Source organism: Mycolicibacterium houstonense, from assembly GCF_900078665.2.
GTDB classification, from domain to species: domain Bacteria; phylum Actinomycetota; class Actinomycetes; order Mycobacteriales; family Mycobacteriaceae; genus Mycobacterium; species Mycobacterium houstonense.
Genome location: NZ_LT546207.1, coordinates 644,860 through 660,011 on the forward strand (window position 1 = coordinate 644,860; position 15,152 = coordinate 660,011).

15 protein-coding genes are annotated in these 15,152 nt (G+C 68.5%); 12 read left to right on the plus strand and 3 right to left on the minus strand.

From position 1 onward, the window contains the following. From BN4332_RS03395 to BN4332_RS33115, 4 genes are all read left to right on the plus strand, one after another. On the plus strand, positions 1 to 498 hold a 498-nt coding region (locus BN4332_RS03395; RefSeq protein WP_494337813.1), incomplete at its 5' end, for a class I SAM-dependent methyltransferase. Positions 499 to 535: 37 nt separating this feature from the next. Beyond that, on the plus strand, positions 536 to 1,240 hold the full coding sequence (rpe, locus tag BN4332_RS03400) for a ribulose-phosphate 3-epimerase (protein ID WP_066897181.1): 705 nt from the start codon (positions 536 to 538) through the stop codon (positions 1,238 to 1,240). Next, complete coding sequence (gene ribD, locus BN4332_RS03405) at positions 1,237 to 2,238, plus strand: bifunctional diaminohydroxyphosphoribosylaminopyrimidine deaminase/5-amino-6-(5-phosphoribosylamino)uracil reductase RibD (protein ID WP_066897182.1); 1,002 nt, start codon at positions 1,237 to 1,239, stop codon at positions 2,236 to 2,238. Before rpe ends, ribD begins: the two co-directional genes overlap by 4 nt. Before the next feature lie 153 nt (positions 2,239 to 2,391). Next, positions 2,392 to 2,547: a hypothetical protein gene (locus BN4332_RS33115; RefSeq protein WP_160110798.1), complete on the plus strand. Its 156-nt coding sequence runs from the start codon at positions 2,392 to 2,394 to the stop codon at positions 2,545 to 2,547. Positions 2,548 to 2,552: 5 nt separating this feature from the next. Here the strand turns inward: BN4332_RS33115 and BN4332_RS03410 are convergent, their stop codons facing one another. Both BN4332_RS03410 and BN4332_RS03415 read right to left on the minus strand, forming a co-directional pair. Continuing rightward, positions 2,553 to 4,226 (minus strand): MFS transporter, encoded by a 1,674-nt coding sequence (locus tag BN4332_RS03410; protein ID WP_066897183.1) that lies wholly within the window; start codon positions 4,224 to 4,226, stop codon positions 2,553 to 2,555. Continuing rightward, complete coding sequence (locus tag BN4332_RS03415) at positions 4,226 to 4,942, minus strand: LppX_LprAFG lipoprotein (RefSeq protein ID WP_066897184.1); 717 nt, start codon at positions 4,940 to 4,942, stop codon at positions 4,226 to 4,228. Before BN4332_RS03415 ends, BN4332_RS03410 begins: the two co-directional genes overlap by 1 nt. 72 nt (positions 4,943 to 5,014) lie before the next feature. Between BN4332_RS03415 and BN4332_RS03420 the strand changes: the two genes are divergently transcribed. From BN4332_RS03420 to BN4332_RS03435, 4 genes are all read left to right on the plus strand, one after another. Beyond that, positions 5,015 to 5,614, plus strand: a complete 600-nt coding sequence (locus BN4332_RS03420) for a riboflavin synthase (RefSeq protein WP_066897185.1) — start codon at positions 5,015 to 5,017, stop codon at positions 5,612 to 5,614. A 95-nt stretch (positions 5,615 to 5,709) separates the two neighbouring features. Beyond that, positions 5,710 to 7,038, plus strand: coding sequence for a bifunctional 3,4-dihydroxy-2-butanone-4-phosphate synthase/GTP cyclohydrolase II (locus BN4332_RS03425; protein ID WP_066897186.1), 1,329 nt, complete (start codon positions 5,710 to 5,712; stop codon positions 7,036 to 7,038). After that, positions 7,035 to 7,514 carry a 6,7-dimethyl-8-ribityllumazine synthase gene (ribH, locus tag BN4332_RS03430; RefSeq protein WP_066897187.1) on the plus strand — a complete coding sequence of 160 codons (480 nt, stop codon included), beginning with the start codon at positions 7,035 to 7,037 and terminating at the stop codon, positions 7,512 to 7,514. The genes BN4332_RS03425 and ribH overlap by 4 nt, the downstream gene beginning before the upstream one ends. Positions 7,515 to 7,522: 8 nt before the next feature. Continuing rightward, positions 7,523 to 7,999, plus strand: a complete 477-nt coding sequence (locus BN4332_RS03435) for a PH domain-containing protein (RefSeq protein WP_066897213.1) — start codon at positions 7,523 to 7,525, stop codon at positions 7,997 to 7,999. A 9-nt stretch (positions 8,000 to 8,008) separates the two neighbouring features. On the opposite strand, the gene ggt is transcribed toward BN4332_RS03435, so the two are convergent. Then, the gene (gene ggt, locus BN4332_RS03440; RefSeq protein WP_066897214.1) at positions 8,009 to 9,922 is read right to left on the minus strand and encodes a gamma-glutamyltransferase; all 1,914 of its coding nucleotides are present in this window, start codon (positions 9,920 to 9,922) and stop codon (positions 8,009 to 8,011) included. A 104-nt stretch (positions 9,923 to 10,026) separates the two neighbouring features. Between ggt and uvrC the strand changes: the two genes are divergently transcribed. The 4 genes from uvrC to whiA are packed head-to-tail and all read left to right on the plus strand — an operon-like array spanning position 10,027 to position 15,089. Further along, positions 10,027 to 12,105 carry an excinuclease ABC subunit UvrC gene (gene uvrC, locus BN4332_RS03450; protein ID WP_066897188.1) on the plus strand — a complete coding sequence of 693 codons (2,079 nt, stop codon included), beginning with the start codon at positions 10,027 to 10,029 and terminating at the stop codon, positions 12,103 to 12,105. Between the two features lie 37 nt (positions 12,106 to 12,142). Then, a complete protein-coding gene (gene rapZ, locus BN4332_RS03455) occupies positions 12,143 to 13,057 on the plus strand; it encodes an RNase adapter RapZ (RefSeq protein WP_066897189.1) in 915 nt (304 codons plus the stop codon). Beyond that, positions 13,054 to 14,115, plus strand: a complete 1,062-nt coding sequence (gene yvcK, locus BN4332_RS03460) for a uridine diphosphate-N-acetylglucosamine-binding protein YvcK (protein ID WP_066897190.1) — start codon at positions 13,054 to 13,056, stop codon at positions 14,113 to 14,115. The genes rapZ and yvcK overlap by 4 nt, the downstream gene beginning before the upstream one ends. Next, positions 14,112 to 15,089, plus strand: coding sequence for a DNA-binding protein WhiA (whiA, locus tag BN4332_RS03465; RefSeq protein ID WP_083210726.1), 978 nt, complete (start codon positions 14,112 to 14,114; stop codon positions 15,087 to 15,089). Before yvcK ends, whiA begins: the two co-directional genes overlap by 4 nt. Positions 15,090 to 15,152 lie beyond the last annotated feature (63 nt).

The following is a 15,152-nucleotide window of genomic DNA, read 5'->3' on the forward strand; positions in this document are numbered from 1 at the left end:
GCGGCGTCCGGCGCCCGCGTCACCGCGGTGGAACCCGCGCCTCGGCGCGCCGATCTGGTCGAGGAGAACACCCGCGGGCTCGACGTGGATGTGCATCGCGTGGACGGGCGGGGATCCGATCTGGAACCCGGGTTCGACCGGGTGCTGGTCGATGCCCCGTGCACCGGGTTGGGTGCGCTGCGCCGACGCCCGGAGGCGCGGTGGCGGCGTCAGCCCGGCGACGTGCCCGGTCTGGCGAAACTGCAGCGTGAGCTGCTTGCCGCGGCCATCAAGCTGACCCGGCCCGGCGGCGTGGTGCTCTACGCGACGTGCTCGCCGCACCTGGCCGAAACGGTCGGCGTGGTGGCCGACGCGGTGCGCCGCCATCCGGTGACCCAACTGGACACCCGGGAGTTGTTTGCCCCGGCCGATGACCTCGGCGACGGGCCGCACGTCCAGCTGTGGCCGCACCGGCAGGGCACCGATGCGATGTTCGCGGCCGCCCTGAAGGTTGGATGAGCGCTTGCGCGAAGACCGTCAAGATAGGCTGACCGCCATGGCAGACCCCCGCGCACGCGAGGAGCACAAGACTCCATTGATCGCCCCGTCCATCCTGTCCGCGGACTTCGCGCGGCTGTCCGATGAGGTCGCCGCGGTGGCCGGGGCCGACTGGCTGCACGTGGACGTCATGGACAACCACTTCGTGCCCAACCTCACGCTGGGCCTGCCTGTGGTCGAGTCCCTGCTCAAGGTGACCGACATCCCGATGGACTGCCACCTGATGATCGATCAGCCGGAACGCTGGGCGCCGCCGTACGCCGAGGCGGGGGCCTACAACGTCACGTTCCACGCCGAGGCGACCGACAATCCGATCGCCGTCGCCCGCGACATCCGCGCCGCCGGGGCCAAGGCTGGGCTGTCGGTGAAGCCGGGCACCCCGCTGGAGCCGTACCTGGAGATCCTCAAGGAGTTCGACACGCTGCTGGTGATGTCGGTGGAGCCCGGATTCGGCGGGCAGAAGTTCATCCCGGAGGTGCTGGCCAAGGTGGGCACGGCCCGGCGCCTCGTGGATGCCGGTGAGCTGACCATCGTCGTCGAGATCGACGGCGGCATCAACGCCGACACCATCGAGCAGGCGGCCGAGGCCGGGGTGGACTGCTTCGTCGCGGGGTCCGCGGTGTACAGCGCCGCCGATCCGGCCGCCGCGGTGCACTCCCTGCGTCGGCAGGCCGCGAGCGCTTCCAAACATCTGACGCTATGACGTCCGAAGCCGCGATGCGGCTGGCCATCGAGCAGGCCGAGCAAGTCAAGGGCTCGACGTATCCCAATCCGCCGGTCGGAGCGGTGATCCTGGATCGCGACGGGCAGATCGCCGGTGTCGGCGGCACGCAGCCCGTCGGTGGTCCGCACGCCGAGGTAATTGCCTTGCAGGCGGCGGGGGACCGCGCCAAGGGCGGCACGGCTGTGGTCACCCTCGAACCGTGCAATCACCACGGCCGGACCCCACCGTGCGTGGATGCGCTTCTGGCAGCCGGGATTTCGGAGGTCACCTATGCGGTGTCCGACCCCAATCCGACGGCGGCCGGCGGCGCGCAACGGCTCGTCGATGCGGGCGTGACCGTCAGCCCCGGGTTGTTGGCCGAGGAGGTCGAACTGGGGCCGCTGCGCGAGTGGCTGCACAAGCAGCGCACCGGATTGCCGTATGTCACATGGAAATTCGCCACCAGCGTGGACGGCCGCAGCGCCGCGGCGGACGGCTCCAGTCAGTGGATCACCAGTGAGGCGGCCCGTGCGGATGTCCATCGCAAGCGCGCTGCCGCCGACGCGATCGTGGTCGGCACCGGCACGGTGTTCTTCGACGATCCGACGCTGACCGCGCGTCGGCCCGACGGGACCCTGACCGACCATCAGCCCTTGCGGGTCGTGGTGGGTATGCGTGAGGTGTCGCTGGATGCCAAGGTGCTCAACGACGATTCGCACACCATGCTGATCCGCACGCACGATCCGCATGAGGTGATGCGGTCGCTGGGGGACCGGACCGACGTGCTCCTGGAGGGCGGGCCGACGCTGGCCGGTGCTTTTCTGCGGGCCGGTGTGGTCAACCGGATCCTGGCCTACGTGGCGCCGATCCTGCTGGGTGGGCCGATCACCGCGGTCGACGACATCGGTGTGCCCAGCATCGGACATGCCCAGCGGTGGCGATTCGACGGGATCAGGGCAATCGGTCCGGATGTCCGGCTGAGCCTCGTACCCAATTGATTCCGAACTGCCAGCGCGTCGTCAGCAAAGTTAGGGTTACCTAAGTTAATCTTGTGTGACGACCGGGCGTCGGCGGTAATGATCGGTACACTCGTACCAGAGCGCGTTCACTGCCGAATATGCGCCGAGTGAACACGAGCAAAGGACACGAGCATGACTGCAATGCAGGACTGGCTCACCATCCCCGCGGCGACTCCGCGCACCCTTCGGGCGCTGGTGCGCGCCCCGCTGCGCATCGTGCTGCCCGGCCGGCCGGTGGAGGCCGACCGGGCGCCACGATTGTTGAGGCCCGGAGTTGAACGCTGCTGAACCGGTCAGCTGGAGCGGTGCCGCCCCGGCTGTTGTCGCGGTAGCTGGACGGTCTCGTCGGCCGGCTGGGCTTGCAGGGTCTGTGTCGGCAGGTCCAGCATCTCGGTCGGAGCGTCGCCGCCATCGTCCGGTCCACTGAGCTCCGACGGACCGGCGGGTTCGTCGACGTGGACGTGACGAGCGGCGATCAGCAGGCCGAGCACCGCACCCACGACGCAGACCAGCGCGGTGATGCCGAAGATGTCGCCGTACATCGATACATAGGCCTCGCGATAGCGGGTGGCCTGGGACGCCAGCCGCTCCTGCAACGACATCGTTCCGGTGTTCGCCGCGGCCGAGAGGGTGGCCAGGTGCTGATTGAACCGGTAAAGGCCCCAGGCGGACAACGCCGCCATCCCGATCAGCATGCCGATCATCCGGGCCACCACCACGAACGCCGAGGCGATACCGTGCTGTGCCGCGGGAACCACCCGCAGCGTTGCCGAGGTGAGCGGAGCGATCACCAGGCCGAGCCCCAGACCCACGATCGCCAGGTCGGTGTCCAGCACCGGCAACCGGAACAGCATCAGATCGTGATACTCGTCGAGCACGGTGATCGACCACTTGGTGATCAGCCAGAAGCCACCGGCCGCGATCATCAGGCCGACGAAGCTGACGATGCGATCCCCGACGCGGGTGGCGATCCAGCCGCCGATCAGCGCGCCGATCGGCAGGGCGATCAGGAACCGTAGCAGCAGGAACGCGGCGTCGTACTTGTCCTTGCCGAGCACTCCCTGACCGAACAGCTCGACGTTGACCAACGTGACCATCAATGCGGCGCCGGTGCACAGTGAGGCGGCCAGCGCGGCCAGGAACGGCACGAACCTGACCCCCGCGGGTTCGATCAGCCGGGTCCGGGCGACCTTCTCCCACACGAAGAACGCGATCGTCGCCACCAGGGCCCCGATCAGGACCGGCAGGCCCCAACTGGGCAGCACCTGCTTGCCGTCCGGTTCGGGGTTGTACAGGCCCACCACGGCCAGGCCCAGCGCGATCGCCAGCAGAGTGCCGCCGATGACGTCGACCTTCTCCGGGTTATCGCTCGGCTGCTTGCCCGGCAGGCTGAAGTGGATCATCACCATGGCGATGACGGCCAGCGGCACATTGATCCAGAACACCGCCTGCCAATGGTGGAACAGCGCGACCGCGCCGATGCCGTACAGCGGGCCCAGGACGCTGCCGAATTCCTGCGCCGCGCCGACACCACCCAGCACAGCGGCTCGGCTACGCGCGGCCCACAGATCGGCGGCCAGCGCCAGCGTCACCGGGAGCAGCGCACCGCTCGCGACGCCCTGCACCACGCGGCCGATCACCAGCATGGTCAGGTCGCCGGACAGCGCGGTGATCACCGAACCGACCGCGAAACCGGCCAGACCGACCTGGATCAACATCTTGCGCCCGAACCGGTCCGAGGCCCGGCCCAGCAGTGGCATGGCCGCGATGTAACCCAGCAGGTAGCCCGTGATGATGGGGGTGACCTGCTGGATCTTGTTGATCGCGATACCTACGTCGCTCATGATGTCGGTCATGATCGTGACCACGACGTAGGTGTCGAGCGCGCCCAGCAGCACGGCCAGGCTGCCCGCGCTGATCGCGATGTGGCGGTTGCGGCCGGCGCTCACCGGCTGCGCGGCCCGCATCAGGAAGCGGGCTTGGTGACGGTGACCTGCTTGCCCCAGTCAGACAGGGTCATGGTGACGCTGTTGCCGGGGGTGGGTTCGAGCTTGGCCTGCAGCAGGGTGTGGTTCCCGTCCTCGGTGATCCACGCGGTTCCCGGGACCGGGCCTTCTGCCTTGAGCTGCGGGGCGATCTTGTTGACCGCGTCGGCGCTGACGTTGCCGGTCACCCGGACGGCCTCGGTGCCGTTGATGGCCTCACGGCCGTCGGCCTTCGGGTCGCTGAAGTTGGCCAGGACGTTGGCCAGGCCGTTGTCCGGGTTCAGGATCGCCGAGATGTCGTAGATGTTGGCCGCGGCTCCGTAGTTGGACAGCGGATCGCCGGGGGTCAGCGCCGCGTACAGATCGCCGCCGGCCACCACGAACTTCGCGTCGGCCAGCTTCTGGCCCGCGAACAACAGATCGGCGGTGCCCTCCGCTGCCACCTCGGGGGCGTTGGTCAGGTCGCCGTCGAGCTTCTCCACCGGGAGGCCGTCGATCGTGCCCTGCACGGTCAGCAGCAGGTGAACGCTCTGCTGGGCCTTGGTGCTCGCCGACGACTCCTGCAGCAGCTGGGCGGCATCGGGCAGCGGGTCGGACGATTTCTCCGAGGACGACGACGAGCAGCCCGCGACGAGCGCGGCCGCCGCGAACAGAATTGCGAGTAAGGACTGGACTGCGAAGCGTGGGCGCGTCTGCATGACTGCATCGTAGAGGCTCGCGGCGGTCGGCCGTTTTCTCCAACCCGCGGGGGAGGCGAATACTCTGGTCGCGTGTTCACCGGAATCGTTGAAGAGCTGGGTGTCCTGGTCGACAAGGCGGAGCTGACGGATGCCGCCCGCTTCACCATCCGCGGGCCCGTGGTCACCGCCGACGCCGGTCACGGCGATTCGATCGCGGTGAACGGAGTCTGCCTGACCGTGGTGGACGTCCTGCCCGACGGCGCGTTCACCGCCGACGTCATGGGGGAGACGCTCAACCGGTCGAGTCTGGGCGGGGTCGGGGTCGGCAGCCAGGTCAACCTGGAGCGGGCGGCCGCGGTCAACAGCCGCCTCGGCGGCCACATCGTGCAGGGCCACGTGGACGGCACCGGCACTGTGATCTCCCGCACGCCCTTCGACCACTGGGAAGTGGTCCGCATCGGCCTGCCGGCCACACTGTCGCGCTATGTCGTGGAGAAGGGCTCGATCACCGTCGACGGGGTGTCGCTGACGGTCTCAGCGGTGGCTGACGAGTGGTTCGAGGTATCGCTGATTCCCACCACGCGGGAGCTCACCACACTGGGTCAGGCGGCCGTCGGAACGACCGTGAACCTGGAGGTGGACATCATCGCCAAGTACGTGGAACGGCTGATGGCCGGTCCCGGTGAGTAAGAGCTGGCAATAACCGCTGGATTTCGGTGGTTCATACTGGAGTGGCGATGGGTCCCGCACTGGGACCTGGCATTCGAACAGGCAAGGTGGCGCAGATGACCAGGCTCGATTCCGTCGAGAGGGCGATAGCCGATATCGCGGCGGGCAAAGCCGTGGTGGTGATCGACGACGAAGACCGCGAGAACGAGGGCGATCTGATCTTCGCGGCCGAGAAGGCCACCCCGGAACTCGTGGCGTTCATGGTCCGCTACACCTCGGGTTATCTGTGCGTGCCGCTCGACGGTGAGATCTGCGACCGGCTTGGCCTGTTGCCGATGTACGCGGTCAACCAGGACAAGCACGGCACCGCCTACACCGTCACGGTTGACGCGAAAAAGGATGTGGGAACCGGTATTTCGGCTTCCGACCGGGCCACCACGATGCGTGCGCTGGCCGATCCGTCGACCGTCGCCGACGACTTCACCAAGCCCGGGCACGTGGTTCCGTTGCGCGCCAAGGACGGTGGCGTGCTGCGCCGTCCCGGGCACACCGAGGCCGCGGTGGACCTGGCCCGGCTGGCCGGCCTGCAGCCCGCAGGCGCGATCTGCGAGATCGTCAGCCAGAAGGACGAAGGCGACATGGCGCGCACCGACGAGTTGCGCGTCTTCGCCGACGATCACGACCTGGCGCTCATCTCCATCGCCGACCTGATCGAGTGGCGGCGCAAGCACGAGAAGCACATCGAGCGCATCGCCGAGGCCCGGATCCCCACCCGTCACGGCGAGTTCCGGGCGGTGGGCTACAAGAGCATCTACGAGGACGTCGAGCATGTGGCGTTGGTCCGCGGGGACATCGCGGGACCGGCCAGCGACGGACACGACGTCCTGGTCCGGGTGCACTCCGAATGCCTGACCGGTGACGTGTTCGGTTCCCGCCGCTGTGACTGCGGGCCGCAGCTGGACGCCGCGATGGCCATGGTGGCCAGGGAAGGCCGCGGCGTCGTGCTCTACATGCGCGGGCACGAGGGCCGCGGCATCGGCCTGATGCACAAGCTGCAGGCCTATCAGTTGCAGGACGCCGGCGAGGACACCGTCGACGCGAATCTCAAGCTCGGCCTGCCAGCCGACGCCCGCGACTACGGCATCGGGGCGCAGATCCTGGTGGACCTGGGTATCCGCTCGATGCGGCTGCTGACCAACAACCCGGCCAAGCGGGTCGGCCTGGATGGCTACGGGTTGCACATCATCGAGCGGGTGCCGCTTCCGGTGCGCGCCAATTCCGAGAACATCCGCTACCTGATGACCAAGCGGGACCGGATGGGGCATGACCTCATCGGCCTCGAAGATTACGACGAGGCGGTGAGCATGGACGACTACGACGAGGCGGTGTACCTGCTCGGTGACCGCCGGCCGCCCAGCGCGACCGATTCGGGTTCGAGCCTGTGAGCGCCGTCGGAGTCCCGGATCTGCCCCAGGTCGACGCCTCGGATGTGAAGCTGGCGATCGTGGCCAGCACGTGGCACACCAAGATCTGCGATGCCCTGCTCGAGGGTGCCAGCAAGGTCGCCGTCGAGGCAGGCATCAGCGACCCCACGGTGGTGCGGGTGCTCGGCGCGATCGAAATCCCGGTGGTGGCACAGGCATTGGCCGCGACCCACGACGCGGTGGTGGCGCTGGGAGTGGTGATCCGCGGCCAGACCCCGCATTTCGACTACGTGTGTGACGCGGTGACGCAGGGATTGACGCGGGTGTCGCTGGATGCGTCCACCCCGGTCGCCAACGGCGTGCTCACCACCGACAACGAGGCTCAGGCCCTCGATCGGGCCGGTCTCCCGGATTCGACCGAGGACAAGGGCGCCCAGGCCGCGGCCGCGGCGCTGTCCACCGCGCTGACGCTTCGTGAAATCCGCGCCAACGCGTGACCGGACCGATGACTGACAAGAAGACCGAAGAAATGACGCGGGACAGCTGGGACGTCGACATCCGTCCGCACCGGACACCGTATTTCGCCTACGGCGCAGCGCTGATCATCCTCCTGGCCCACGTCACGGTCGGCCTGCTGTTGAAGGTGGGGTCCACCGGCGTGGTGTTCCAGACCTCCGACCAGGTGGGCATCGCGTTGCTGGGGGCGATCATCGCCGGAGTGGTGCTGTTGTTCGCCCGGCCCCGGCTGCGGATCGGCCCGTCCGGGGTCGCGGTGCGGAACCTGGTCAGTTTCAAGGTGATTCCCTGGCACGATGTGCTCGGTGTGTCATTTCCGGTGGGTGCCCGCTGGGCCCGCCTCGACCTGCCCGACGATGAGTACATCCCGGTGATGGCGATCCAGGCGATCGACAAGGGCCGTGCCGTGCAGGCGATGGACCAGGTTCGTGACGCGATCGACCGGTACCGATCAGATCTGAGCTGACACCGGCCGTCAGCCGGCGTCGCCGAGCACCACGCCCTCACGGCGCGGGTCGGCGCCGCCGATCCATCCCGAAGATGTACGCACCAGCGCCGACAGGCCGCTGGACTGTTCGGCCAGCGACACCTGATGGCCGAGTGCCCGCAGTCCTTCGACCAGCTGATCGCGGTCACCGTTGGCGGCGGTATCGACCGACGGATGTTCGCCACCGAGGTTGGTGACGGGTGTGTTGGCCGCCCCGAAGTCGATCATCGAGACCGCCTGCTGCGGGTCCAGATTCCAATCCAGGATGCCGACAAGGGTTTTCACGACGAACTGGACGATCACCGCACCGCCGGGGGAGCCCAGTACCGCGTACAGCTGCCCCCGGTCCGGACCGGCCTTGTCGAAAACGAGGGTCGGTGCCATGGTGCTCCGTGGCCGCTTTCCGGGCTGGACGCGGTTGGGGACCGGCCGGCCCTCGGTGCTGATCGGTTCGGCGGAGAAGTCGGTCAGCTGATTGTTGAGCAGGAATCCGTCGACCATGTGGAATGAGCCGAACGCGGACTCGATCGTGGTGGTCAGGGATGCGGCGTTGCCGAAGCTGTCGATCACGCTGATCTGGCTGGTGCCGTGCTCGGGCGGCGGCGGGACGGTGATCGGTGGTGCGAAATCGCCTGGCCTGGCGGTGCCCATGGTGTGGTTCCGGGAGATCAGGGCGGCGCGGCCGGTGAGATAGGCGCCGTTGAGCAGGGTTTCGGGTGAGCCGCCGGGCAGTGGGACGAAGTCGGTGTCGGCGACGTAGCGGTCACGGTCGGCGTAGGCCAGCCGTTCGGCCTCCGAGACCAGGTGGACGCCGGTGACCGACGGGTGACCGCCGTTGAGATCGACCCGTGCGGGCTTGTAGTCACTCATCGGGAAGTGCTCGAGCATGCCGAGGGTCGCGGCGACGGCGATGCCGCCCGAAGAGGGCGGCGGCATACCGCAGACCTCGCGGCCACGGTAGGTGGTACACAGCGGTTCGCGCTGTTTGACGGCGTACGTCGCGAGGTCCCGCTCGGTCAGGACACCTGGCGTCCGGCCGCCGGCGCCGTCGGCGGTGGCGGCCACGACCGCGCGGGCGATATCGCCGGTGTAGAACGCCTGCGCCCCCTCAGATGCGATGGCGCCCAAGGTTTTCGCATAGGCCGGGTTGGTCATGCGGGTACCCACCGGCTTCGGACTGCCGTCGGGGTCGAGGAAGTAACCGCTCGCCTCGGGGTCGATGCGGAGTTGGGGCGCGGCATCGGCGATCGCCGCGGCCAGACGCGGGCTGATGTCAAACCCGTCGTCGGCCATCGACACGGCCGGATCGAACAGGTCGCGCCAGGTCTTCTTGCCGAACTGGCGATGGACGTCGTCGAGCAGGCGCACCATCCCCGGCACCCCGATGGAGCGGCCCGACGCTCTCGCGTCGGGTTTGGGGACGGTGCGGTCGGTCTCGGATACCCAGCGCAGGTAGTTCTCGGTCGCCGCGGCCGGTGCGGTCTCGCGCCCGTCGTAGGCGCGCACCGCCTTGCTCGCCGCGTCGTAGTAGAGCAGGAAGCCGCCGCCCCCGATCCCGGACGACTGGGGTTCGACGAGGCCGAGGACGGCCTGTGCCGTCACCAACGCGTCGGCGGCGGTGCCTCCGTCGCGCAGCACTTTGCAGGCGGCCTCGGTGGCCAGTGGATTGGCAGTGGCGACCGCGTAGGTGGCGGTGCGGACGGCCGTCATGTCGCTGCGGTAGCCGGTGCCGATCTCGGGGTTGGTGGCCAGATCGCGCGGCGGGGCCGGTGCGGCCGGACCGGCAGGCGGCGGAGCGGGAGGAGGCTTGGGTAGCGGAGTGCCGTTCGACACAATCTCGCACGGTGCGGCGACGGTCTTCGCCGGACGCCGGTTGCCGTCGGCGCATCCGGCAAGGACCATCGCGGCGACACTGAGCAGGGCGATGACCGAACGCGTGGACGCCAGCAATCGCACACCTCGACGGTAGCGGAGTTCCGTCGGATCGCGGCAGTAACCTGGAAACCGTGCCCGATCCAGCGACGTACCGGCCGGCGCCCGGATCGATACCAGTGCAGCCCGGCGTGTACCGATTCCGCGACCCGCACGGCCGGGTCATCTACGTCGGCAAGGCCAAGAGCCTGCGCAGCCGGTTGACGTCGTATTTCGCCGACATCGCCGGTCTGGCGCCGCGCACCCGGCAGATGGTGATGACGGCAGGCAGTGTCGAGTGGACGGTGGTCACCACCGAGGTCGAGGCACTGCAGCTGGAGTACAACTGGATCAAGGAATTCGATCCCCGGTTCAACATCCGCTACCGGGACGACAAGACCTACCCGGTGCTGGCCGTCACACTCAACGAGGAGTACCCGCGGTTGATGGTGTACCGCGGCCCTCGCCGCAAGGGGGTGCGGTACTTCGGGCCGTATTCACATGCCTGGGCCATCCGGGAGACCCTCGACCTGCTCACTCGGGTGTTTCCGGCGCGGACCTGCTCGGCCGGAGTGTTCAAGCGGCACAGGCAGATCGACCGGCCGTGCCTGCTCGGCTACATCGACAAGTGTTCGGCGCCGTGCGTCGGCCGGGTCACCGCCGAGGAACACCGGCAGATCGTGCTGGATTTCTGCGATTTCCTGGCCGGTAAGACCGACCGGTTGGCCCGCGACATGGAACAGCAGATGACCGCCGCGGCCGAGGAGCTGGACTTCGAGCGGGCGGCCCGGCTGCGCGACGACATCGCCGCGCTGAAGCGGGCGCTCGAGAAGCAGGCCGTGGTGCTCGGCGACGGCACCGACGCCGATGTGGTGGCATTCGCCGACGACGATCTCGAGGCGGCGGTGCAGGTGTTCCACGTGCGCGGCGGCCGGGTGCGGGGTCAGCGTGGCTGGATCGTCGAGAAGTCTTCGGAGCCGGAGGCGACCCGTGATTCGGACGCCGAACAAACTGGGCAGGAGCAGCTGGTCGAGCAGTTCCTCACTCAGTTCTACGGCGAGCAGGCCGAACTCGGTGGAGCGGCCGACGAGGCCACCAATCCGGTGCCGCGCGAGGTCCTGGTCCCGGTGCTGCCGCCGAACTCCGACGAGCTGTCGGCTTGGCTGTCGGGGCTTCGCGGCTCACGGGTCAGCCTGCGGGTGCCGGTCCGCGGCGACAAGCGCACCCTCGCCGAGACCGTGCAGCGCAACGCCCAAGAGGCCCTGGCGCAGCACAAGCTCAAGCGAGCCGGTGACTTCAACGCGAGATCGGAAGCGTTGCAGAGCATTCAGGACTCCCTCGGGCTGGCCGATGCCCCGCTGCGGATCGAATGTGTGGACATCAGCCATGTGCAGGGCACCGACGTGGTCGCGTCGTTGGTGGTGTTCGAGGACGGGTTACCCCGTAAGTCGGACTACCGCCACTACGCGATCCGCGAGGCGGCCGGCGACGGCCGGTCAGACGACGTCGCCTCCATCGCCGAGGTGACCCGCCGCCGCTTCCTGCGGCATGTCTCCGACTCGCAGCCAGATCCCGGAACCGACCAGCGCCCGCGCCGGTTCGCCTACCCGCCAAACCTGTTCGTGGTGGACGGCGGTGCCCCTCAGGTCAACGCGGCGTCTGCCGTGCTCGAGGAACTCGGTGTCACCGACGTCGCGGTGATCGGACTGGCCAAGCGCCTCGAGGAGGTGTGGGTACCGTCCGAGCCGGATCCGGTGATCTTCCCGCGCAACAGTGAGGGGCTGTATCTGTTGCAGCGGGTCCGCGACGAGGCGCACCGGTTCGCCATCAGCTATCACCGCAGCAAACGCTCCAAGCGGATGACGGCGTCGGCGCTCGATTCGGTGCGCGGGTTGGGCGAACAGCGGCGCAAGGCACTGGTGACACACTTCGGCTCGGTGGCCCGGCTCAAGGACGCCACGGTCGAGGACATCACCGCGGTGCCGGGAATCGGGGTGGCGACGGCGAAGGCGGTGCTCGCGGCGCTGCACGGCGGCGAGCCGCCAATCGGGCAGGGCGGCGAGCCGCCGGCGGCCGAAAGTGGTGATCCGCTAAGTGAGAACAGCGCCGGACTGGGCGATTCAGGGGCGCCCGCAACGGTTATCGAGGATGATCGACACAGGGTGTCGGGATGACGGGTAACGGGGACATGAGAAGCCAGGCGGATCGCGCATGAACGAAGATGTGCGCGAGGGCGGCATCGTCGGTGGTGCAGACGCGGATTCGGGTATCGATGTGGTTCTGGTCACCGGTCTGTCCGGGGCCGGTCGCGGGACCGCGGCCAAGGTGCTGGAGGACCTCGGGTGGTATGTCGCGGACAATCTGCCGCCGGAACTGATAGCCAGGATGGTCGAGTTGGGGTTGGCCGCCGGATCGCGGATCACCCAGCTCGCGGTGGTGATGGACGTGCGGTCGCGCGGCTTCACCGGTGACCTGGACTGGGTGCGCAACGAATTGGCGGCGCGGAGCATCACCCCGCGGGTGCTGTTCCTGGAGGCCTCCGACGACATTCTGGTGCGTCGCTACGAGCAGAACCGGCGCAGTCACCCGCTACAGGGCACGCAGACCCTGGCCGAGGGGATCGCCGCCGAGCGGACGTTGCTGGCCCCGGTCCGCGCAGCAGCCGATCTGGTGATCGACACCTCCGCGCTGCCGGTGCCGGCGTTGCGCGAGAGCATCGAGCGCGCCTTCGGCGGTGAGACCGTCGCGTATACGAACGTCACCGTCGAGTCGTTCGGCTATAAATACGGACTGCCGATGGATGCGGATACGGTGATGGATGTTCGGTTCCTGCCCAATCCGCATTGGGTCGACGAGTTGCGGCCGCACAGCGGTCAGCATCCGGATGTGCGTGACTACGTGCTGGGACAACCGGGGGCCAAGGAATTTCTCGACACCTACCATCGGCTGTTGGACGTGGTGATCGCCGGATACCGCCGGGAGGGGAAGCGTTATATGACCGTCGCCATCGGCTGTACCGGCGGCAAACATCGCAGCGTGGCGATCGCCGAGGCGCTGGCGGAGCGGTTGCAGGGCGGTGACGGGCTCACCGTGCACGTGTTGCACCGGGATCTGGGCCGCGAATGACGGCCCGCATCGTCGCCCTCGGTGGAGGGCATGGGTTGTACGCCACGTTGTCGGCGGCCCGGCGGCTCAGCCCACACGTGACGGCCGTGGTGACGGTGGCCGACGACGGTGGTTCGTCGGGGCGGTTGCGCAGCGAGCTCGATGTGGTGCCGCCCGGCGATTTGCGAATGGCGTTGGCGGCCTTGGCTTCTGACAGCCCGCACGGTCGTCTGTGGGCGACCATCATTCAGCACCGGTTCGGTGGCAGTGGTGCGCTGGCCGGTCACCCGATCGGCAATCTGATGTTGGCCGGTCTCAGTGAGGTGCTGGCCGATCCGGTTGCCGCGCTCGACGAGCTGGGGCGCATCCTCGGGGTCAAGGGCCGGGTGCTGCCGATGTGCCCGATCGCCCTGCAGATCGAGGCTGATGTCGCGGGCCTGGAGTCCGATCCCCGGATGAGCCGGGTGATCCGCGGTCAGGTGGCGATCGCCACCACGGTGGGCAAGGTGCGCCGGGTCCGGCTGCTGCCGGGAGACCCACCGGCCACCCGGCAGGCCGTCGAGGCGATCATGAGCGCCGATCTGGTGGTGCTCGGGCCGGGGTCGTGGTTCACCAGTGTCATTCCCCACGTTCTGGTGCCGCAGTTGGCGGCCGCACTTCGCGCGACGACGGCGCGCCGTGCGCTCGTGCTGAACCTGGCGGCCGAGCCGGGGGAGACGGCGGGGTTCTCGGCGGAGCGTCACATCCACGTTCTGGCCCAGCATGCGCCCGAGTTCAGCGTGCATGACATCATCGTCGATGCCAGCCGGGTGCCGAGCGACCGCGAACGGGAGCAACTCAGCCGCACAGCCAACATCCTCAACGCCCGAGTTGAGTTTGCTGACGTGTCCAGACCTGGTACACCTTTACATGACCCGGCGAAGTTGGCCGCGGTCCTGGAGGGGGTCCGGTTACGCGCATCGGCGCCTGGGCGGGCAATACAGGAGCCCACCGTTCCCACGCCCGCTGCGAGGTCGGTCGACGTTGGGCACCACCAGCCGGCGCCGAATACACCGAGAGGGGACGATCCGTGGCGATGACAGCCGAAGTGAAGGACGAGCTGAGCCGCCTGGTAGTCAACTCGGTGAGCGCTCGCCGCGCGGAGGTGGCGTCATTGTTGCGTTTTGCCGGCGGCTTGCACATCGTGGCGGGCCGGGTGGTGGTCGAGGCCGAGGTGGATCTCGGGATCATCGCGCGCCGGCTGCGCAAGGACATCTACGACCTCTACGGGTACAACGCCGTGGTGCACGTGCTCTCGGCCAGTGGGATCCGCAAGAACACCCGCTATGTGGTGCGAGTGGCCGCCGACGGTGAGGCGTTGGCCCGGCAGACCGGCCTGCTCGATCTGCGCGGCCGCCCGGTCCGGGGTCTTCCCGCACAGGTGGTGGGCGGCAGCGTCGGGGACGCCGAGGCCGCGTGGCGCGGCGCGTTCCTCGCGCACGGATCGCTGACCGAGCCGGGACGTTCGTCGGCTCTTGAGGTCAGCTGCCCGGGCCCGGAGGCGGCGCTGGCCCTCGTCGGTGCCGCGCGTCGGCTCGGCGTCAGCGCCAAGGCCCGCGAGGTACGCGGCAGTGACCGGGTCGTCGTGCGCGACGGCGAGGCGATCGGAGCGCTGCTGACCCGGATGGGTGCTCAGGACACCCGGTTGACGTGGGAGGAACGGCGGATGCGCCGCGAGGTCCGCGCCACCGCCAACCGGCTGGCCAATTTCGATGACGCGAACCTCCGCCGGTCGGCCCGGGCCGCCGTCGCGGCCGCCGCCCGCGTGGAGCGCGCACTGGACATCCTTGGCGACGGCGTGCCCGATCACCTGGCCGCCGCGGGCAAGCTGCGGGTCGAGCACCGCCAGGCCTCGCTGGAGGAGTTGGGCCGGCTGGCCGATCCGCCGATGACGAAAGATGCTGTGGCCGGCCGTATTCGGCGACTTCTGTCGATGGCGGATCGCAAGGCCAAGCAGGAGGGGATTCCCGACACCGAGTCGGCGGTGACCCCGGACCTGCTCGACGACGCCTGATTCGTCTCGATGAGGTTCGTCACCTCGGTCGCGGCAGAGGACGCGTCGGCGGAACACTGACCG